Source organism: Halomonas sp. A40-4 (genome assembly GCF_015767635.1).
GTDB lineage: Bacteria > Pseudomonadota > Gammaproteobacteria > Pseudomonadales > Halomonadaceae > Vreelandella > Vreelandella janggokensis.
This window is the reverse complement of sequence record NZ_CP065230.1, coordinates 2,716,020-2,735,663: the sequence shown is the minus strand read 5'-3', so window position 1 is coordinate 2,735,663 and position 19,644 is coordinate 2,716,020. Positions and strand designations below refer to the sequence as shown.

Annotated in this window: 16 protein-coding genes; 5 read left to right on the top strand and 11 right to left on the bottom strand. The window is 59.1% G+C overall.

The features are described from left to right. Window positions 1-295: 295 nt before the first annotated feature. The 8 genes from IT895_RS12925 to IT895_RS12890 all read right to left on the bottom strand — a co-directional run bounded on the left by IT895_RS12925 (window position 296) and on the right by IT895_RS12890 (window position 8,243). A complete protein-coding gene (locus tag IT895_RS12925) occupies window positions 296-1,894 on the bottom strand; it encodes an isocitrate lyase (RefSeq protein WP_199283681.1) in 1,599 nt (532 codons plus the stop codon). A gap of 303 nt (window positions 1,895-2,197) precedes the next feature. Then, the gene (locus IT895_RS12920) at window positions 2,198-2,635 is read right to left on the bottom strand and encodes a GNAT family N-acetyltransferase (protein ID WP_199283680.1); all 438 of its coding nucleotides are present in this window, start codon (window positions 2,633-2,635) and stop codon (window positions 2,198-2,200) included. Window position 2,636: 1 nt separating this feature from the next. Beyond that, window positions 2,637-3,821 (bottom strand): cupin domain-containing protein, encoded by a 1,185-nt coding sequence (locus tag IT895_RS12915; RefSeq protein WP_199283679.1) that lies wholly within the window; start codon window positions 3,819-3,821, stop codon window positions 2,637-2,639. An 80-nt stretch (window positions 3,822-3,901) separates the two neighbouring features. After that, on the bottom strand, window positions 3,902-5,287 hold the full coding sequence (purB, locus tag IT895_RS12910; protein ID WP_085917758.1) for an adenylosuccinate lyase: 1,386 nt from the start codon (window positions 5,285-5,287) through the stop codon (window positions 3,902-3,904). Window positions 5,288-5,329: 42 nt separating this feature from the next. After that, window positions 5,330-5,968, bottom strand: a complete 639-nt coding sequence (hflD, locus tag IT895_RS12905) for a high frequency lysogenization protein HflD (RefSeq protein ID WP_199283678.1) — start codon at window positions 5,966-5,968, stop codon at window positions 5,330-5,332. Next, window positions 5,965-7,119 carry a tRNA 2-thiouridine(34) synthase MnmA gene (gene mnmA / locus IT895_RS12900; protein ID WP_199283677.1) on the bottom strand — a complete coding sequence of 385 codons (1,155 nt, stop codon included), beginning with the start codon at window positions 7,117-7,119 and terminating at the stop codon, window positions 5,965-5,967. Before mnmA ends, hflD begins: the two co-directional genes overlap by 4 nt. Window positions 7,120-7,188: 69 nt before the next feature. Next, window positions 7,189-7,632 (bottom strand): NUDIX domain-containing protein, encoded by a 444-nt coding sequence (locus IT895_RS12895; protein WP_085917760.1) that lies wholly within the window; start codon window positions 7,630-7,632, stop codon window positions 7,189-7,191. Beyond that, complete coding sequence (locus IT895_RS12890) at window positions 7,629-8,243, bottom strand: pseudouridine synthase (protein WP_199283676.1); 615 nt, start codon at window positions 8,241-8,243, stop codon at window positions 7,629-7,631. Before IT895_RS12890 ends, IT895_RS12895 begins: the two co-directional genes overlap by 4 nt. A 232-nt stretch (window positions 8,244-8,475) precedes the next feature. Here IT895_RS12890 and IT895_RS12885 point away from each other — a divergent pair, with 232 nt between their 5' ends. The 3 genes from IT895_RS12885 to clpA all read left to right on the top strand — a co-directional run bounded on the left by IT895_RS12885 (window position 8,476) and on the right by clpA (window position 13,680). Next, window positions 8,476-10,710: an NADP-dependent isocitrate dehydrogenase gene (locus tag IT895_RS12885; RefSeq protein ID WP_199283675.1), complete on the top strand. Its 2,235-nt coding sequence runs from the start codon at window positions 8,476-8,478 to the stop codon at window positions 10,708-10,710. A gap of 247 nt (window positions 10,711-10,957) precedes the next feature. Further along, window positions 10,958-11,266 (top strand): ATP-dependent Clp protease adapter ClpS, encoded by a 309-nt coding sequence (gene clpS, locus IT895_RS12880; protein WP_085917897.1) that lies wholly within the window; start codon window positions 10,958-10,960, stop codon window positions 11,264-11,266. A 137-nt stretch (window positions 11,267-11,403) separates the two neighbouring features. Beyond that, a complete protein-coding gene (gene clpA / locus IT895_RS12875; protein ID WP_085917762.1) occupies window positions 11,404-13,680 on the top strand; it encodes an ATP-dependent Clp protease ATP-binding subunit ClpA in 2,277 nt (758 codons plus the stop codon). Window positions 13,681-13,828: 148 nt separating this feature from the next. Here clpA and infA read toward each other — a convergent pair whose 3' ends face one another. The 3 genes from infA to aat form a co-directional block, all read right to left on the bottom strand. Next, the gene (gene infA / locus IT895_RS12870; RefSeq protein ID WP_066318014.1) at window positions 13,829-14,047 is read right to left on the bottom strand and encodes a translation initiation factor IF-1; all 219 of its coding nucleotides are present in this window, start codon (window positions 14,045-14,047) and stop codon (window positions 13,829-13,831) included. Between the two features lie 137 nt (window positions 14,048-14,184). After that, a complete protein-coding gene (locus IT895_RS12865) occupies window positions 14,185-14,919 on the bottom strand; it encodes an arginyltransferase (RefSeq protein ID WP_199283674.1) in 735 nt (244 codons plus the stop codon). 59 nt (window positions 14,920-14,978) lie between these two features. Further along, window positions 14,979-15,713, bottom strand: a complete 735-nt coding sequence (gene aat, locus IT895_RS12860) for a leucyl/phenylalanyl-tRNA--protein transferase (protein WP_199283673.1) — start codon at window positions 15,711-15,713, stop codon at window positions 14,979-14,981. 130 nt (window positions 15,714-15,843) lie between these two features. On the opposite strand from aat, the gene IT895_RS12855 reads away from it, so the two are divergent. After that, window positions 15,844-18,846, top strand: a complete 3,003-nt coding sequence (locus IT895_RS12855) for a DNA translocase FtsK (protein ID WP_199283672.1) — start codon at window positions 15,844-15,846, stop codon at window positions 18,844-18,846. A gap of 141 nt (window positions 18,847-18,987) precedes the next feature. Beyond that, a complete protein-coding gene (gene lolA / locus IT895_RS12850) occupies window positions 18,988-19,644 on the top strand; it encodes an outer membrane lipoprotein chaperone LolA (RefSeq protein ID WP_199283671.1) in 657 nt (218 codons plus the stop codon).

Sequence of the window (19,644 nt, the reverse complement as noted above, 5' to 3'; positions counted from 1 at the left end):
GGTTGTCTTAGTCATCCCGTCTGCAACGAGAACTTTCGACCATATTATAGAACAGCGTTCGTTAACAACATACCTAAAAATGCTGATGTTGATAAGCGGTCGTTTGAAATGCTGACTATGTAAAGTAGTAATATAAGACAATGATGCAAGCTAATAGTGCAAAATGATTATGCAAAACAGTGTAGTGGTTGATTAAGAAAAGAGTGTGCAAAGCACGCAGGTGGGTATAAAAAAGCCCGGAAAGTGGAAATCTTTCCGGGCGTTGGGCCATTAGATTAGCGTCTGGCGGCCGGTGTCAGCCGAACTGGTTCATGGTGTTGTCTTTGCCGCCTGCTTTCAGCGCGGCTTCACCCTGGAAGAACTCCTTGTGGTCATCGCCGATGTTGGAGCCTGCCATGTCCTGGTGCTTGACGGTGGCAATGCCCTGGCGGATTTCCTCGCGCTGGACTTTCTTGACGTAGGCCAGCATACCGTCATCGCCAAAGTAGCCCTTGGCCAGGTTGTCGGTGGACAGCGCCGCCGTATGGTAGGTGGGCAGGGTGATCAGGTGATGGAAGATACCCGCCTCACGTGCGCTGTCGCGCTGGAAGTTACGTGTCCACTCGTCGGCCAGTTGGCCAAGTTCGGTGTTGTCGTACTCGATACCCATCAGCTTATCGCGCTCGTAGGCCGAGACGTCCTTGCCTTCTTTTTCCCAGGCATCGAATACTTGCTGACGGAAGTTGAGTGTCCAGTTGAACGACGGTGAGTTGTTGTAGACCAGCTTGGCATCCGGGCAGACTTCGCGGATACGATTGACCATGGCGGCGATCTGGCCGACGTGGGGTTTTTCGGTCTCGATCCACAGCAGGTCTGCGCCGTTTTGCAGGCTGGTGATGCAGTCGAGCACCACGCGGTCTTCACCGGTACCCGGTTTGAACTGGTAGAGGCCGGAGGCGAGCCGCTTGGGCTTGACCAACTTGCCGTTCTGCTTGATGACCACGTCGCCATTATTGATGTCGCTGGCGTTTTCGATCACGTCGCCGTCGAGGAAACTGTTGTACTGGTCGCCCAGATCGCCCGGCTCGGTGGTCACGGCGATCTTCTGGGTCAACCCCGCCCCCAGCGAGTCTGTACGTGCCACGATCACGCCATCATCAACCCCCAGTTCCAGGAAGGCGTAGCGTACGGCGTTGATTTTGGCAATAAAGTCTTCATGGGGTACGGTGACCTTGCCGTCCTGGTGGCCGCACTGCTTCTCGTCGGATACCTGGTTTTCCAGCTGGATACAGCAGGCACCCGCTTCGATGAATTTCTTGGCCAGCAGGTAAGTGGCTTCCGCGTTACCAAAACCGGCGTCGATGTCAGCGATGATCGGCACCACGTGGGTTTCGTGGTTGTCGATCTGACTGATCAGTTCCTGCTCCTTGGACTTGTCGCCAGCCTCTTTGGCGTCGTCCAGGGCGCGGAACAGGTGGTTAAGCTCCCACGCATCGGCCTGCTTGAGAAAAGTGTAGAGCTCTTGGATCAGGTTGGCGACCGAGGTTTTTTCATGCATGGACTGGTCAGGCAGCGGGCCAAACTCTGAACGCAGCGCGGCGACCATCCAGCCTGACAGGTAGAGGTAGCTGCGCTTGGTGGTGCCGAAATGCTTTTTGATGGAAAGCATTTTCTGCTGGCCGATAAAGCCGTGCCAGCAACCCAGTGACTGAGTGTACTTGCTGGTGTCGGCATCGTAGGCGGCCATGTCGTCGCGCATGATCTTGGCGGTATACCGGGCGATATCCAGACCGGTGTGGAAGCGGTTCTGGGCACGCATACGCGCGGCGTATTCGGGGTTGATGTTATCCCACTTGCCGCCTTGTGCTTCGCGTAGTTGGGCCAGTGCCTTGATCTCTTCGAGAAGTCCAGTCATGAGCTAATCCCTCCGGGGTTATGATGGCGATGCGCATGTAAGCAATGTCTTATGCTGCACCTGCGAAGTCGCTTTCAGCATCGTTCAATTCGCTTGGCGTGTCTTTAAGAAATAAGTCTCTTAATAGAACGTCGTAAGCGGGTTTTCCGGGCAGTCCTTGCGGCACTGCAGTAAAGACACTATCCCTGAAGGGGCGGAGGGCAACAATTGACACTTGGGGGCAGGCAGCGTTGTAGCTTGACTACAGCCGGGCGACAACGCTGGGGTCTGTGTAGTGGAATTTCGTGATTAGCGGGAAAGCGATCAGCTGAAGGTCAGCGTCATCTCGCGGTGAGGGATGCCGGCATCCATGAAGGTCTCGCCATGGGCGACGAAGCCGAGCCGTTCGTAAAAGGCCAGCGCATGGAGCTGTGAGCTCAGGACGACTTGAGGGTGGCCGACACGCTGGGCGGTGGCGATAGCGGCGGCCATCAATTGGCCACCGATGCCGGTTCCGCGTGCTTCGGCAAGCACCGCCACGCGGCCAATATGGCCATCAGGCAGGAGTCGTGCAGTGCCCACCGGGTTGCCGTCCAGGTAGGCCAGGAAATGATGGCAGGCGGGGTCCTGGCCGTCCCATTCCTCGTCCTGGGGCACCTGTTGCTCGTCAATGAACACCACGCGACGGATATGGCTGGCGATCTCGCCCAGCGCTTGCCAGTCGCCTTCCTGAACGGTGACCGGTAGGCTGTCGCGGGGCATGCTATTCCTCGTCGTCATCGTCGTCCTGCAGCCAGCTCAGGCTGCCCGCGTTGACAAGCTGGGTGATGAGCGCTTTGGCACCCGGTAGTTCCAGCACGTCTTCATGCAGCGGTGCCGTTGACGCCAGCCGCTGAGCAAGCGCTTCTGTGCAGGTGTAGCCTTCACCGTCGACGAACAGCGTGGTGGTGCCATTCTCGGTGCGCCAGGCAAAGCGCGAGCCAGGCATATGATAGAGTGGACCATCTTCCTGTAGCTGAGCGACAAGACCTGATTCGTCCATCGGCGTATCCAGCGGGACCACCTGGTCAACGTACTTGGGCTGGGTCATTGCACGCCCGAACCACTGAGCGATTTGCTGGGGATTATCCAGTGTCGACAGGATCAGTTGGCGCATGCGCTCCACCGAGACATCGTCCAGCTCGCCACTGTGGGCCGCAGGGGCCCGACCGGCGTCGCTGTAGCGCAGCGAGGCGGGTAGCTGTTCGCCCCGGTAATCGGCGTAGGAGGTGACCGCTTCATCCGCCGATGGCGCCCTGAAACCCACCGACATGGTGATGCAGTCGTCGGTCTGGCTAACCCCGTGGTGAGCCCAGCCCGGTGGCAAGTAAAGCATGTCGCCGGGCTCCAGTACCCAGTCGGAGTCTTCTTCAATCTCGAAGGTTTCCAGAATGCGTAGGTCAATGCCCTGCACAATCGGCGCGTCATCACTGGTCGGGCCGCCCAGTTGCCAACGGCGCTGGCCACTGGCTTGAAACAGGAAAACGTCGTACTGGTCGACGTGGGGACCGACGCTGCCGCCGGGCGGCGCGTAGCTGACCATGATGTCGTCCAACCGCCAGCGGGGCAGAAAGTCGAACTCATCCAGCAGGGCAGCCACCGAGGGCAGGTAGTGATCCACGGCTTGTACCAGGAGGCTCCAGTTGCGCTCCGGCAGCCGCTCGAAGGTGGCTTCGTCGAAAGGCCCGTGGGACACCTGCCATGCGCCGTCCGGGCCTTTTTCTTCTACCAGACGGGCTTCGATGCCTGGCTCGCAGGCAAGCCCTGCCAGCTCATCGGGTTCGATGGGGCTGATGTAGTCGGGTATCGCCCCGCGAATCAATAGCGGCTTTTGTTGCCAGTAGCTCGCCAGAAATTCCGCCGGGGTCAAATCGCCGAGCAGGGTCAGTGGCTTATCAGAAGGTTGCATGGTGGTATCCTAAACGAACGTGGCAGTAGAGCCGTGGTTCCAGCCTAATCAGGGTAGACCTTAACTAGAGTAAAACTTAATTATAGTGCATCAAGCCGTTGGCGAATGGCTTCGGCCTGGGCTTTTGCATCGCCGATGTAGGTGGCGGGTGACATCGCCTTCAGTTCGGCTTTGGCGTCGTCGGGTAGCGCAAGCGTGTCAATGAAGGCGGCAAAGCCTGCCTGATCGATGCGTTTGCCTCGGGTCAGTTCCTTGAGTTTCTCGTAGGGCTTTTCAATCCCGAAGCGACGCATGACGGTTTGAATCGGCTCGGCGAGCACTTCCCAGCTGTTGTCCAGATCCTGAGTCAAACGCTCCGGGTTGGCTTCCAGCTTGCTGATGCCCTTGAGGCTGGCGTGGTAGCCAATCAAGCCATAAGCCAGGCCAACACCGAGGTTGCGCAATACGGTGGAGTCGGTCAAATCGCGCTGCCAGCGCGAGATCGGCAGCTTTTGCGCCAGGTGGCCGAGCACGGCATTGGCCAGGCCAAGGTTGCCTTCAGAGTTCTCAAAGTCGATGGGGTTGACCTTGTGGGGCATGGTCGACGAGCCAATTTCGCCTTCCACGGTGCGCTGTTTGAAGTAGCCTAGCGAGATATAGCCCCAGACGTCGCGGTCGAAGTCGATCAGGATGGTATTGAAGCGGCATATGGCATCGAACAGCTCGGCGATGTAGTCGTGGGGTTCGATCTGGGTGGTGTAGGGGTTGAAGCTCAGCCCCAGGCCTTCCACGAAGGTACGCGCGTTGGCTTCCCAGTCGATCTCGGGGTAGGTCGCCAGATGGGCGTTGTAGTTGCCTACCGCGCCATTGATTTTACCCAGGATCTCGACGCCTTCGACCTGCTTGAGCTGGCGCTTGAGGCGGTAGGCCACGTTGGCCATTTCCTTGCCAAGCGTTGTGGGGCTGGCCGTTTGCCCGTGGGTGCGCGACAGCATCGGCTGCCCGGCATGGGCAATGGCCAGTGCGGCGATGTCGTCGGCCACGTTATGCATGACCGGCAGCAGTGCCTGGAGGCCATCGGCCAGCATCACGCCGTAGGAAAGGTTGTTGATATCTTCGGAGGTGCAGGCAAAGTGAATGAACTCGGTGACCGCATGCAGCTCGCTGTTGCCGGCAATCTTCTCCTTGAGAAAATATTCCACCGCCTTGACGTCGTGGTTGGTCGTACGCTCGATATCCTTGATGCGCTCGGCGTCGGCCACGGAAAAATCACGGATCAAGGCTTCAAGAAACGCCGTAGCCTGGGCGGAAAGCGGCGGCACCTCGACGATCTGGTTATGCTCTGCAAGCCGCTGCAGCCAGCGAACTTCCACAATGACACGGGCGCGAATCAGGCCGAATTCGCTGAAATGTTCTCGCAGGGCGGCGGCTTTACTGGCGTAGCGGCCGTCAACGGGGGAGAGTGCAGTCAAGGCAGAAAGTTGCATGGCTTGGTTTCCAGAGGTGAAAGCAGTTAAGCGTAAAAGGCGTTATTTCAAGTCATCCAGCGCGCGACGCAGGGCCTTGCGCTGGAACATCAGTTTCCAGCGGCGACCGCCTTGCTGGTGCCACAGCAGCGCGAAGCGAATACCGGCCATCAAGCAGGCACGTACGCGCTCGGGCATCATACGGGTCTGCAGCAGCGACGGGTCGCCCTGAACGACAATGCGGGTTTTAAATGTCGAGATGGTTTCCTGATAGGCTTCGCCCAGGCTGGCGACCACGTTTTCATGGGTGGCGCCGAAGTGTTCCGCCTGGTCCTGAATATGGTTCATTTTTTGCCCCAGGGTATCCATCATCTTGCGGTTGGTGCGCAGCTTGTTCATGAGCAATAGCAGTGAGAAGCCATAGCGCAGTACCACCGGGTTGGCCTGTTCCCGGCCGACCAGCATCTCGAGGGTGTCGAGCCCCTGGCGCAGGTTGTTGGGGTGGCCGCCGTAGATCGCCTCAAAGCTTTCCGGGTTGGGGTTGCTGGTGGCTTCGATCAGCGTTTCCCAGGCGCGCGTTTCAACCTGGCCGGTGCGGGCCAGTTCGTCCACCAGGCTGGCGGCCTGAAAGACCCCCGCTAGCGCAAGGGCTTGGCGCGCGGTCGGGTTTTCCGGCGCGCGGTGTATCGGCGTTGGGTTCATGCGGCTGCCTCGGTTGCCTTCCATGTGGAGTGAATCACGCCGCCGCCCAGGCAGATATCGCCGTCGTAAAGAACCAGCGACTGGCCTGGGGTAACGGCGCGTTGAGGCTCATCGAAATGCACCTCGACACTGCCATCGGGCCTGGTGATGATATCGCAGCCGCGGTCGCTCTGGCGGTAGCGGGTTTTGGCCTTGAAACGTCCCTGGGTCACCGGTGGCTCACCGGCGACCCAGTCCATCGCCTCGGTGACCAGGGCATCGCTGTAGAGCAGCGAGTGGTGCTTGCCTTGCACGGCCACCAGCACGTTGCGATCCAGGTCTTTTTCAGCGACATACCACGGGTCTTCAGAGTAGTTGGCCAGGCCGCCGATACCCAGCCCCTGACGTTGGCCCAGGGTGTAGTACATCAACCCCATGTGCTCGCCAATCACGTCGCCGTCGGGGGTTTCGATGGTGCCGGGCTGGGCAGGCAGGTACTGCTTCAGGAAATCACTGAAGCGCCGTTCGCCGATAAAGCAGATGCCTGTGGAGTCTTTCTTCTTGGCAGTCACCAGGTCGTGCTGCTCGGCCAGCGCGCGAACGGCGGGCTTCTCGAGCTCACCTACCGGAAACAGCGTGCGGGCGATGGCGGCTTCAGGCACGGCGTGCAGGAAGTAGCTCTGGTCCTTGTTGGCGTCCAGGCCTTTCAGCAGGCGCGGGCGACCTTCTCGTACCCCTTGACGAACGTAATGACCGGTGGCGATTTTGTCCGCGCCAAGCATCTCTGCGTATTCGAGAAAGACCTTGAACTTGATTTCCCGGTTGCAAAGGATGTCCGGATTGGGCGTGCGGCCCGCTTTGTACTCGGCCAGAAAGTGCTCGAAAACGTTATCCCAGTATTCGGCGGCAAAGTTGGCCGTGTGCAGCTTGATGCCCAGCTTCTCGCACACCGCCTCGGCGTCAGCGAGGTCTTCCTTCGCCGTGCAGTACTCCGTGCCGTCGTCTTCGTCCCAATTCTTCATGAACAGGCCTTCGACCTCGTAGCCTTGTTGCAACAGCAGCAAGGCTGAGACGGAGGAGTCAACGCCGCCGGACATGCCGACAATCACCTTGCCGGTGGGAGGTGTATCGGGCGTGCTTTTAGGCATCGTGGTGCCAGTGATGGATGTCATCGCCATCCTCGGTTGAGTGTGCAATCAGGCGGTGATTATACACGATGGAGCCATGGCGCTTCGAGTGGTTCACTCGCGGATAACGTTCAAGGGGTAGCCGTTACCTTGCATGGCGTCTTCGATGCGGGTGATCACCAGCGGGCTACGCAGTCGACCCGCGCTATTGAGCGCCTGAATTTCGGCAAGCGTCAGCCAGTGGGTCGCGGTGATATCGATGTCCAGCGGTGTGGCGAGGAACGTCGTGGGCGTGGCGATGAACCCATGACTGTGAAAGGTTTTCCCCTGGGGGGTATGGAAAATATAGAGCCCCAGATAGCCGGTCAGCGTGACCTGCCAGGCGGTTTCTTCGGCGACCTCGCGTAAAATAGCGGCCATGGGGCCTTCGCCCGGCTCAATGTGTCCGGCTGGTTGGTTGAATACCGTGGCCGTGCCGCCGCGGGCTTCCTCGACCATCAGGAAACGTGCGCCCCGCTGGATGACGCAGGCGCAGGTACTGTGAAGTGTGTTCGTCATGACCGCCTGCGTCCTGAAGTGGGCCGTTTGCGCTGGCTGGACGGCTTGGGCCGGGATGTGCTTCGAGGCGCATGAAGGGTTTCCCGGCGCCACTCGCCGGGCGCCAGTTCGCCAAGCTGCCAGGCGCCAATAGCGGCGCGAATGAGGCGCAGCGTGGGGAAGCCGACATGGGCGGTCATGCGTCTTACCTGACGATTGCGGCCTTCGCTGATGGTCAGCTCCAGCCAGCTGGTGGATGGGTGACGTTTGGGATCTATGGCTGGCTCGCGCGGCGCGATGTTGGGCGTTTCCATGCGACGAACCTTGGCGGGCAGCGTGGGTCCATCTTTTAATGTCACGCCGTTTTTCAGGGCCGCTAGCGCGGCATCGTCCATGCGACCTTCGACCTGGACCCAATAGGTTTTGGGTTGTTTGTGACGCGGGTGGGCAATGCGATGGATAAGGTTGCCGTCATCGCTGAGCAGCAGCAGGCCCTCGGAGTCGTAGTCGAGCCGCCCGGCCGCGTAAACGCCGGGGACTTCGATGATATCCGCAAGAGTGGCACGGCCCTGAGGGTCGGTGAACTGGGAGAGCATGCGGTAAGGTTTATGCAATAGGTAGAGGTTGCTCATCGTGGTTTGGGCCCGGCCTTGATTTGTCGACAATCGCTCATGCGGTTAACGTTCAGCGCTGGTATACTCCTGCGTGGCCGCTGGGGTCGTCACCACCACCGATCAATCACCTTGTGAAAAAAGGAGCCACCTAAAAGGCTCCGCACGCTTCGCGGTAGGGTTGCTTGCTTAATGAACCGCTTAGCTTACGAATTAATAATCACAGCGACAGAAAAAAGAGGTTAACGCAAAAATGTCCGATACGCCGAAGATCATTTATACGCTCACCGACGAGGCGCCTGCGCTCGCGACCTATTCGTTGTTACCGATTATTGATGCCTTTACCGACTCGGCGGGCATTATCGTTGAGACGCGCGATATCTCGCTTGCCGCGCGCATACTGTCCCAGTTTCCTGACCTGTTGAGCGAAGAGCAACGCGTCAGCGACGACCTGGCCGAGCTTGGACAGCTGGCGACCACACCTGAAGCCAATATCATCAAGCTGCCCAATATCAGCGCCTCAGGCCCGCAGTTGAAAGCCACCATCAAAGAGCTTCAAGGCCAGGGGTATCCGCTACCGGATTATCCCGACGAGCCGAAAAACGATGAGGAAGCTTCCATCAAGGCGCGTTACGACAAGGCCAAGGGCAGTGCGGTCAACCCGGTTCTGCGTGAGGGTAACTCTGACCGCCGCGCGCCCAAGTCGGTCAAGAGCTATGCACGCAAGTATCCGCATCGCATGGGGGATTGGAGCGCCGACTCCAAATCCCATGTGGCCCATATGAGCGAGGGCGACTTCTACGAAAGCGAGCAGTCCACGGTGATCAAGCACGCCACCAAGCTCAAGATTGACCTGGCTCAGAAAGACGGCACCCACACCGTATTGAAAGAAGGCCTGGCCGTGCAGGAAGGCGAGGTCATCGACGCGGCCTGCATGAGCAGCCGCCGTCTGCGCAACTTTATCGACAGCCAGATCAAGGACGCCAAGAAAAACGACGTGTTGTTCTCGCTGCATTTAAAAGCGACCATGATGAAGGTCTCTGACCCGATCATGTTCGGTATGGTGGTAGAAGAGTTCTATAAAGATGTCCTTGAAAAGCACGGCGAGGGCCTGACGCTTGCGGGCTTCAACCCCAACAGCGGTATTGGTGATCTTTATAGTTCAATCGAAAAGCTGCCCGGCGAACAGCAGGAGGCCATCAAGGCCGATATCGAGGCGCTTTATAAAGAGCGTCCGCCCATGGCGATGGTCAACTCGCACAAGGGCATTACGAACCTTCACGTGCCCAGCGACGTGATCATCGATGCTTCGATGCCTGCCATGATCCGTGATTCGGGCAAGATGTGGAACGCCAATGACGAGCTTCAGGATGCCAAGGCAGTGATCCCGGATCGTTGCTACGCGACCATCTATCAGGCAGTCATCGAAGATTGCAAGAAAAATGGCGCTTTCGATCCGACTACCATGGGCAGCGTGCCCAATGTTGGCCTGATGGCCCAGAAAGCTGAAGAGTACGGCTCTCACGACAAGACCTTCCAGATCCCTGCTGATGGCACCGTGGTGGTCGCTGACGAAAACGGTCACACGCTGTTCCGCCACGAGGTCGAGGCGGGTGATATCTGGCGTATGTGTCAGACCAAGGACGCGCCGATCCAGGATTGGGTCAAGCTGGCGGTCACCCGTGCCCGGGAGAGCGGTGCGCCGGCGATTTTCTGGCTCGACGGCAACCGTGCCCACGATGCTCAGCTGATCGAGAAAGTCGAAACCTACCTCAAGGACCATGACACCAGTGGCCTGGATATTCGCATTCTGCCACCGGTCGAGGCGATGAAAGTATCCCTTGAGCGTATCCGTAAAGGCGAGGACACGATCTCGGTCACTGGTAACGTGCTGCGTGACTATCTGACCGACCTGTTCCCGATCATGGAGCTGGGTACCAGCGCCAAGATGCTGTCCATCGTACCGCTGATGAATGGTGGTGGACTGTTCGAAACCGGTGCGGGCGGCTCGGCACCCAAGCACGTTCAGCAGTTCCTTGAAGAGAACCACTTGCGCTGGGATTCGCTGGGCGAGTTCCTGGCCCTGGCGGCGTCGCTTGAGCACCTGGGCAGCACCTTCAGCAATGCCCGTGCCACGCTGCTGGCCAATGCCCTGGACGAGGCCAATGGCAAGTTCCTGGACAGCAACAAGTCACCGTCGCGTAAGGTGGGCGAGCTGGATAACCGCGGCAGCCACTTCTACCTGGCGCTATACTGGGCGGAGGCACTGGCCGCTCAGGATGATGATGCCGAGATGAAAACGCTGTTTGCGCGTCTGGCGGAAACGCTGAAAGCCAATGAGGCGACTATCGTCGACGAGCTCAATAGCGTTCAGGGCCAGCCAGTGGATATTGACGGCTACTTCCGCCCCAGCGGTGAGCTGGCAAGTCAGGCCATGCGTCCCAGCGAGACGCTGAACAACGCCCTGTCGATGGTCGCAGCCGACTGACGCATCAGGCCGCCGTTGTGTAAAGCCCTCGCCCGCTCGTCGGGCGGGGGTTTTTTGTCCGGCCTAGTGTGATAATTTTGATATTTCCATGAACCCTTGCTGATTGCGCACGTCTTATACATAGCACACCATGTATTTACGATGTTGCCCGTCAGCCGAGAGATGAAAAACCTTGCTGCTTATGTCCCACACTAACAGTTCATACCCGGGCGCGACTTCGCTTGAAGCGGGCATGACACGCCCCGATATGCCTGATTATGACGACGACCTGACGGTGCAGTCTGCCGAGCCTGAGTTGGCTCAGCCGCCACTTTTCAAGGTGGTGCTACATAACGACGACTTCACGCCGATGGAGTTTGTTATCGAAGTGCTGCAAGGCTTCTTTAACATGGATAGTGAAAAAGCCGTTCAGGTGATGTTGGCGGTGCACACCCAGGGCAAGGCGACCTGCGGGGTGTTCACCCGAGACATTGCTGAAACCAAAAGTTACCAAGTGAACGAATACGCCCAGGAGTGCGAGCATCCTTTAATGAGCGATATTGAAGCCGCCGATTGAGAACGTTGAAAAAAATCGGTAGGTGGGCTTGCAACTGTACGATTTGTACCCGATGTTGAAGGTGCCGGTCGATTAAACTGATCCGACGCAAGCCTAGTTGGCACTATGCCCTAGGATGTAGCGAAAAGGGGACTGCCATGCTGAGCAAAGAACTTGAACTGACCCTGAACACGGCCTTTACCGTGGCACGCTCCAAGCGCCACGAGTTCATGACCGTCGAGCATCTACTGCTGGCGCTGTTGGACAACGCCTCGGCGATGGATGTGTTGAAGGCCTGTGGGGCAAACCTCGACAAGCTGCGGTCCGATTTGCAGGACTTCATCAATTCGACCACGCCGCTGATTCCTGAAGGCCAGGGCGACCGCGAAACGCAGCCCACGTTAGGCTTTCAGCGAGTACTGCAGCGGGCCGTGTTCCACGTGCAGTCCTCCGGGAAAAGTGAAGTGACCGGTGCCAATGTGCTGGTGGCAATCTTTTCCGAGCAGGAAAGTCAGGCCGTCTACTTCCTCAAGCAGCAGAATGTGGCTCGGGTGGATGCAGTCAATTACATCGCGCATGGCATTTCGAAAGTGTCGGGTCACGGCCCCTCGCCATCGCCTTCCCAGCAGGAAGGTGAAGAGGCCGAGGAAGGCAGCACCGAAGGGGCTGCTCATCCGCTTACTGGCTACGCCACCAACCTCAACGAGCAAGCGCGTCTGGGCAAGATCGATCCCCTGATTGGCCGCGACCACGAACTCGAACGCGTGGTACAGATTCTGGCACGGCGCCGCAAGAATAACCCGCTACTGGTAGGCGAAGCTGGCGTGGGTAAAACGGCGGTTGCCGAAGGCCTGGCCAAGCGTATCGTCGAAGAAGATGTCCCGGAAGTGATTGCTGATGCCGTGGTGTACTCGCTGGATATGGGCGCGTTGCTGGCAGGTACCAAATACCGCGGCGACTTCGAGAAGCGGCTGAAGAGCCTGCTGGCTGAGTTACGCAAACAGCCCAATGCCGTTCTGTTCATCGACGAGATCCACACCGTGATCGGCGCAGGGGCTGCGTCGGGCGGTGTGATGGATGCATCCAATCTGCTCAAGCCGTTGCTTTCCTCGGGCGAGTTGCGCTGCATTGGTTCGACCACTTTCCAGGAATACCGCGGTATCTTCGAGAAAGATCGTGCCTTGGCGCGCCGCTTCCAGAAAGTCGACGTCATGGCACCGTCGGTGGAAGACACCATCAAGATTCTGCAGGGGCTGCGGTCACGGTTCGAGGAGCACCATGCTCTCAAGTACACCGATGGGGCGCTTGAAAGCGCGGCCCGCCTGGCAGACCGTTACATCAATGATCGCTACCTTCCGGACAAGGCCATCGACGTGATTGATGAAGCCGGGGCGCACCAGCGTCTACTGCCGGAAGAGGTGCGTGTCGATACCATTGATGTGGAACAGGTTGAGGCAGTGGTTGCGTCGATTGCCCGGATTCCGCCGAAGAGCGTGTCCAGTTCGGATCGCAAGCTGCTTGAAAAGCTTGACCGCGACCTGAAAATGCTGGTGTTTGGACAGGATGAGGCCATCGATACCCTGTCCGCCGCCATCAAGCTGTCTCGCGCCGGACTGAAGTCGCCTGACAAGCCGGTAGGCAGCTTCCTGTTCGCCGGTCCGACCGGGGTGGGTAAAACCGAGGTGGCCAAGCAGCTCTCGCATATCATGGGGATCGAGCTTGTGCGCTTTGATATGTCGGAGTACATGGAACGGCACACCGTGTCCCGGCTGATCGGGGCACCCCCGGGGTATGTGGGCTACGACCAGGGTGGCCTGTTGACCGAGGCGGTGACTAAACAGCCCCACTGCGTACTGCTGCTGGATGAAATCGAGAAAGCGCACCCGGAAGTCTTCAACCTGCTGCTGCAGGTGATGGACCACGGTCGCCTGACCGATAACAACGGCCGCGAAGCCGACTTCCGGCACGTCATCCTGATCATGACCTCCAACGCCGGGGCAGAGCAGGCGGCACGGCGCTCGATCGGGTTCCAAAGCCAGGATCACTCGACCGATGCGATGGAAGTCATTCGTCGCACCTTCTCGCCAGAGTTCCGCAACCGTCTGGACGGCATCATTCAGTTCCATTCGCTGCCAACGTCGGTTGTGCGCAACGTGGTCGACAAGTTCCTGATCGAGCTGCAAGCGCAGCTGGATGAGAAGCGTGTTCAGTTGGAAGTCGACGATATGGCCCGCGATTGGCTGGCGGAACTGGGGTACGACCCGGACATGGGCGCGCGCCCGATGGCACGGCTGATTCAGGAGAAACTCAAAAAGCCGCTGGCAGAGATGATCCTGTTTGGCGAGCTTGCCGATCAGGGGGGTATCGTGCACGTCAGCCTGGAAGAAGGCGAGCTGCGCTTATCCACCGAGTCGGAAATGGCCGATGCGCCCTAACGGGCGCGCAGGTTGAGGCAAACAACGCAGCGCCCTGTCATTGACGGGGCGTTGTTGTTTGGGTCGAGCTGTTTGGGTCGAGCTGTTTGGGTCGAGCGGGCATCAAAGCTGGGTGACGGGCAGGGTGCTGTGACACCTGCTGGGCGCCTTAGCGCGAACGGTAGACGATACGGCCTTTGGACAGATCGTAAGGCGTCAGCTCAACCTTGACTTTATCGCCGGTCAGGATGCGGATGTAGTTTTTACGCATTTTTCCGGAGATATGCGCTGTGACGACGTGACCGTTTTCCAGCTCAACACGGAACATGGTGTTGGGTAGGGTATCGACAATAACGCCATCCATTTCAATATGATCTTCGCGTGCCATATAGGCAATTCCTCACTTAATTTAACGTAATGGGTATGCTCAAAACGACTGGGCATTGGGCAGTGTTTTTAGCCACCACCTCGGATAGCGCTATATTGTGCCGCAAGGCTGCCGTCAAGGCAAAAAAGCGTGGCTAATTACCGAATTAATTCTCGCCATTGGCGACCATCAAGTACCTCAAGCGGCGTAAAATTCTGCTTGTAACGCATTTTTCGGCACGCTTCTATCCAGTAACCGAGGTACAGGTGGGGTAGCCCCTTGTCATGGGTCAATTCGATAAGCCGTAAAATGGCCAGGGTGCCCAGCGAGCGCTTGTCGAGGCTTTCATCGACGCTAAAGAAGGTATAGATGGCCGAGAGGCCGTGTTCAAGCTCATCGAAGGCGGCCACGCCAATCAGCCTGTCCCCCAGGTAAAGCTCCATCAATTGCGCATAGGGCTCGTCCAGGGTCAAAAACGTCCGGTACTGTTCGCGGCTGGGAGGGTACATATCGCCATCGGCGTGGCGATGATTGATATAGTCGGCGTAGAGCGCGTAGTGGCGTGTATCAAAGTACGCCGGGGTAATGTGCGTGGTGATGTCCTCATTGCGCCGGCTGATTCGCCGTTGGGTACGATTCGGTGCAAAATGCGCCACAGGCACGCGCACGGAGCGGCAGGCGTTACAGCCTTCGCAGTGCGGACGGTATAAATGGCGACCGCTGCGCCGAAACCCGAGCAATGAAAGCGAGTCGTAAACGCCAGGCATGGGCGATTCCTGAGGGTCCAGAAACAGCGTGGTGGCTTCCTGGTCGGGCAGGTAGCTACAGGCATGCGGCACTGTCAAAAAGAAGCGCAGGTCGCGAACGAGCCGACGGGGAGCGTTGCTGCTCACAATTTGCCTCCTGATGGGGTTAACGTTGTCGCCGTTAGCCTGTCAACATGGCTGGAAAACTAGCGTCCAATGGCGGCCAGCCACGGAGAGGGCGGTACGACGGGCACACTCTCCGGTGAGGCTGAGAAACTAAAATCAGTCTCTGGCAACCACTTCTCAAGATAGCTGATGAATGTCGCCCGGGCGACTGTTGTTGCGCCCAGGCTTGCCAGGTGGGGCGTATGCATCTGACAGTCGATGAGCTTGCCGCCGCGTTCGCGCATGGCACTGGCGAGATGAGCCAGGGCCACCTTGGAGGCATCCGGAACCTGGGAAAACATGGACTCGCCGAAAAACATCGGGCCCATGGCAATACCGTAAAGACCACCTACCAGGCGTTGATGCTGGTGCACTTCAATGCTGTGGGCGATGCCATTGGCCTGAAGCTGACAGTAGGCATGAACCATGTCATCGGTGATCCAGGTGCCCGGTTCGTCGCCCCTGGGGGCGGCACAGGCGTCGATCACCTGCTCGAAATGTTGATCGACGGTAATCTCAAAGCCCGCATTACGCAGCTTTTTTGTTAAGCTGCGGCGCTGCTTAAAGTGTTCCGGTAGGAGTATCATGCGGGGATCGGGGCTCCACCACAGGATGGGGTCGTTGTCGCTGAACCAGGGGAAGATGCCGCGCCGATAGGCCTCCACCAGCCAGCCGGGGGTTAATTCGCCGCCTGCCGCGAGCAGGCCGTTAGGCGAGTCCAACGCCGAGGTGACGGCAGGGAAGTGAGGCATTGGCGAAGATAGCCAAGGTAACATTGAGTGCTCCGGTCGGTAACGACAGTAACAAGTCCGCATCGAGAGGCCCTGTGACGGCAGCAGGATGCTCGGTATGATACAAACTCGCAAGTGGATTAACGGCGCCAATGGGTGCAAAAGGGAGAGTCGCTTGAAAGTGAATAAAGCGGTCGACAAGCGAACACAGCGTAACACGCGCCAAAGTGGGTCTTCTGCGCGGGTTAATGCCGCCAAGGACAAAGCGCGTCGGTTTGGGTTACGCCTGCAAGGGGCTGCGCGGGATGGCGTGGTCGTGGCGTTGTTGGCGGTATGTACGTTTTTATTACTGGCACTGTTTAGCTATTCATCATCGGATCCTGGCTGGTTGTCCGAGGGTCCGGAAACCGCCGTCAGCAACTGGATGGGCCCGGTAGGCGCATGGCTTGCCGATGTGCTCTATTCGCTGCTGGGTGCCAGCGCCCTTTGGTGGCCTGGCATGGTGGGCTATCTGGCCTGGTGGCTGGTGCGTTCCCGACAGGTGCGCTTCGAGCTGGACCCGGTTGCCGTGGCGGTGCGCGCCGGTGGCCTGATGCTGTTGATGTTCGGCACCACCATGCTTGGTGCGCTGCATTTTTATAACCCTGAAAGCCCGCTGCCTTATGCCTCGGGGGGAATTCTTGGTGAAGGCCTGGTCGGCGCATTACGCCCGCTGGTTAGCAGTGGCGGCGTGGGGCTGATTGCCGCCGCGCTTATCTTGAGTGGTTTTCCTCTCTTCAGTGGGATGTCGTGGCTACAGGTTGCCGACGAAGTGGGCCGGCGTCTCTGTCGCCTGGGGGGCTGGTGGTCAGCACGCCGTCAGGCGCGTCGAGAGGCCCGGCGTGCCCGCGCCAAGCAGCGCGCAGCAGCGCGGCCCGCGGCGGAGCCCGCGCAGCGCTCGCCATTGGCAGAGCAGGATACTGAGAGCAGCGTCGGTAAGAAACGCCGTGAGCCCGCCGTATCCGCGCCTTCGGCGGAAGACGACTCAACGGAACGTGATAACGTGACGGATACGTCGATTCCCTGGACCGCCGCTGCGCGAACGCCGTCTGCCACGGCTTTCAAGGCGGAACCCCAACCACGGTCAGCGACTGAAGAGAGCTCAACTGATAGCGCTACACAGACGCCCGTGAAGCCTGAAACCGCTGCGACGGCACCCTCGCTGAGTGAGACGCCGACCGTTGAGTCTTCGGCTGATCGCCAGGGGAGCCACCTGGACGAACCATTGACGCCGTCCTCCAGTGAGGACGAGGCCAGCGAGTCGTTTCCGTTGCACGCCTCGCGCCGCGATGCTGAGGCTGAACCGTCATCTAACTCGCCGCTGTCAGCCGCCGATGACGAACCCGCGTCGCCACCATTGGCGGGCGCCCCGGCATCCGAACAGCCTCGGCCGCTGACAGCCGAACGGACCAAAGAGCGCGTGCCTGAAGTCGTGCCCGAGCCGGTTTGGGACGATGATGATGAAGAGCTCGCGTCACAACCAACGGTATCGACACCAGCCCCTGCGCGTAGTGAGCCGACCTTCAGCCCGGACGACGCCGCCGAGGCAGAGGAATCCGATAACGGGCCGACGCTGTGGACCGTTGAGCATCTGCAGAACCAGCGTCCCAGCTTCGATCATATCCCTGACCCTGAAGGTGATGTGCCGAGCTTGCGCCTGCTGACGCCGGCGGAGCCTCACCAGCCCAACTACACCGACCAGCAGCTCGCCGATATGGCCGAGCTTCTGGAAGTGCGGCTGCGCGAGTATGGTGTGAAGGCCGAGGTGGTCGATACTTGGCCGGGGCCGGTGATTACGCGCTTTGAAATCAAGCCGGCTGCCGGTGTGAAAGTTTCCAAGATCAGCAATCTGGCCAAGGATTTGGCGCGTTCGTTGATGGTCAAGAGCGTTCGCGTGGTCGAGGTGATTCCCGGGCGCCCGACGGTGGGTATCGAGATTCCCAACCCTCACCGGGCAATGATCCGGCTCCGCGAGGTGATCGATTCCGACCGTTATCAACAGGAAAAATCACCGCTGACCATGGCCTTGGGGCAGGATATCGGCGGTGGCCCTGTCGTGGCCAACCTTGGCAAAATGCCGCATTTGCTGGTGGCCGGTACGACCGGGTCGGGCAAGTCGGTGGGCGTCAACGCGATGCTGATTTCGATGCTGCTCAAGGCCACGCCGGATGAGCTGAAACTGATCATGGTCGACCCCAAGATGCTGGAGCTATCGGTCTACGATGGTATTCCTCACTTGCTGGCGCCGGTGGTCACCGACATGAAAGAAGCGGCCAACAGCCTGCGCTGGTGCGTCGCCGAAATGGAGCGCCGCTATAAGCTGATGGCGGCCATGGGGGTGCGTAATATCGCGGGCTTCAACGCCCGTCTGGACGAAGCCGAGCGCGCTGGTGCCCAGGTGGCGGACCCGCTTTGGGAGCCGCAACCCTGGGAAATGCACCAGACGCCGCCGATACTTGAGAAGCTGCCATACATCGTGGTGGTGATCGACGAATTTGCTGACATGTTCATGATTGTGGGCAAAAAAGTCGAAGAGCTCATCGCCCGTCTGGCGCAGAAAGCCCGCGCGGCGGGCATCCATCTGATACTCGCCACCCAGCGCCCGTCAGTGGACGTGGTCACAGGTCTGATCAAGGCCAATATCCCCTCGCGGATGGCCTTCCAGGTCTCGTCGCGGATCGATTCACGCACCATCCTGGACCAGGGCGGCGCGGAGAGCCTGCTGGGGCATGGCGACATGCTCTACCTGCCTGCCGGGTCAGGCCCGCCCAATCGCATCCACGGGGCCTTTGTCGACGACGATGAAGTTCATCGCGTCGTCGAGGATTTGAAACGCCGCGGTGAGCCTGAGTATATCGAGGAGATCCTGTCGGGCGGCGTATCAGCGGATGCATTGACCGGCCTGGAAGCCGAGGGTGGCGACAGCGACGATGCCGAGCAGGATGCGCTGTACGATGAAGCGGTGCAGTTCGTGACGCAAACGCGCAAAGCGTCGATTTCTGCCGTGCAGCGGCGCTTTAAAATTGGCTATAACCGTGCGGCCCGCCTGGTGGAAGCCATGGAGGGCGCGGGCGTGGTGTCGTCGATGGGTACCAACGGTGCCCGCGAAGTCCTGGCGCCGCCACCGGTGGGCCAGTAGCCCGCACGTCAAACGTGCAATAAGCGTGAAAGTCCGGCGAGCGGTGAAACTTGGGCGCCGGACGAGCGTCTTAATGGCTAATCGAGTGGTTCGGCTGATCCACTGTTATGTTTATCTGGCAAGGTTGCCTAGGGAGATCGCATGCGCGATACGCAAACTCGACGTCCTTCATCGTTAGCACTGGCTGCCAGCGCGCTGGGGTTAACACTTACAGCGCCGTTGGCCTTGGCCAATGAGGCGGCAGAGCGATTGACTGAACGCCTCGACCCGCTGCAAAGCTATCAGGCTTCGTTCGAGCAACGGATTCTTGATGGCAGCGGCGAGCGGTTGCAGGACGCGCGGGGCGAAATGTGGTTGTCCCGCCCCGGCCTGTTGCGCTGGGAAGTCGAAGCCCCTTATACGCAAACCGTGGTATCCGACGGTGACGATGTCTATCTCTACGACCCTGACCTTGAACAAGTGACCGTTCAGGCACTGGATGAGCGCGTTACCCACACACCCGCGCTGTTGCTTTCAGGCCAGGTCAGTGAGCTGACGGAAAGCTACGATGTCGAATATGAACAAGACAGCGGCGATGACGTCTTTACCCTGGTGCCTACCTCGGTAGACACCTTGTTCGAGCAGCTACAGATGGTCTTTGACGGTGATATGCTCACCGAGCTGTGGATGACCGACAGCACCGGCCAGCGCACGTCGATTACCTTCAGCAACGCCGAGCGCAATGGCTATATCGATGACGAGCGTTTCGAATTCGACATCCCTGACGGCATTGATGTGATCCGCGAAGACCAGCGCTAG

Bases quoted from the DNA above. Each gene is read 5' to 3' on its own strand.
- clpS (WP_085917897.1), top strand. From the start codon at position 10,958: ATGCCTGATTATGACGACGACCTGACGGTGCAGTCTGCCGAGCCTGAG.
- IT895_RS12915 (WP_199283679.1), bottom strand. From the start codon at position 3,821: ATGCAACCTTCTGATAAGCCACTGACCCTGCTCGGCGATTTGACCCCG.
- IT895_RS12895 (WP_085917760.1), bottom strand. From the start codon at position 7,632: ATGACGAACACACTTCACAGTACCTGCGCCTGCGTCATCCAGCGGGGC.
- clpA (WP_085917762.1), top strand. From the start codon at position 11,404: ATGCTGAGCAAAGAACTTGAACTGACCCTGAACACGGCCTTTACCGTG.
- hflD (WP_199283678.1), bottom strand. From the start codon at position 5,968: ATGAACCCAACGCCGATACACCGCGCGCCGGAAAACCCGACCGCGCGC.
- purB (WP_085917758.1), bottom strand. From the start codon at position 5,287: ATGCAACTTTCTGCCTTGACTGCACTCTCCCCCGTTGACGGCCGCTAC.
- IT895_RS12920 (WP_199283680.1), bottom strand. From the start codon at position 2,635: ATGCCCCGCGACAGCCTACCGGTCACCGTTCAGGAAGGCGACTGGCAA.
- infA (WP_066318014.1), bottom strand. From the start codon at position 14,047: ATGGCACGCGAAGATCATATTGAAATGGATGGCGTTATTGTCGATACC.
- mnmA (WP_199283677.1), bottom strand. From the start codon at position 7,119: ATGACATCCATCACTGGCACCACGATGCCTAAAAGCACGCCCGATACA.
- lolA (WP_199283671.1), top strand. From the start codon at position 18,988: ATGCGCGATACGCAAACTCGACGTCCTTCATCGTTAGCACTGGCTGCC.
- aat (WP_199283673.1), bottom strand. From the start codon at position 15,713: ATGTTACCTTGGCTATCTTCGCCAATGCCTCACTTCCCTGCCGTCACC.
- IT895_RS12925 (WP_199283681.1), bottom strand. From the start codon at position 1,894: ATGACTGGACTTCTCGAAGAGATCAAGGCACTGGCCCAACTACGCGAA.
- IT895_RS12890 (WP_199283676.1), bottom strand. From the start codon at position 8,243: ATGAGCAACCTCTACCTATTGCATAAACCTTACCGCATGCTCTCCCAG.
- IT895_RS12885 (WP_199283675.1), top strand. From the start codon at position 8,476: ATGTCCGATACGCCGAAGATCATTTATACGCTCACCGACGAGGCGCCT.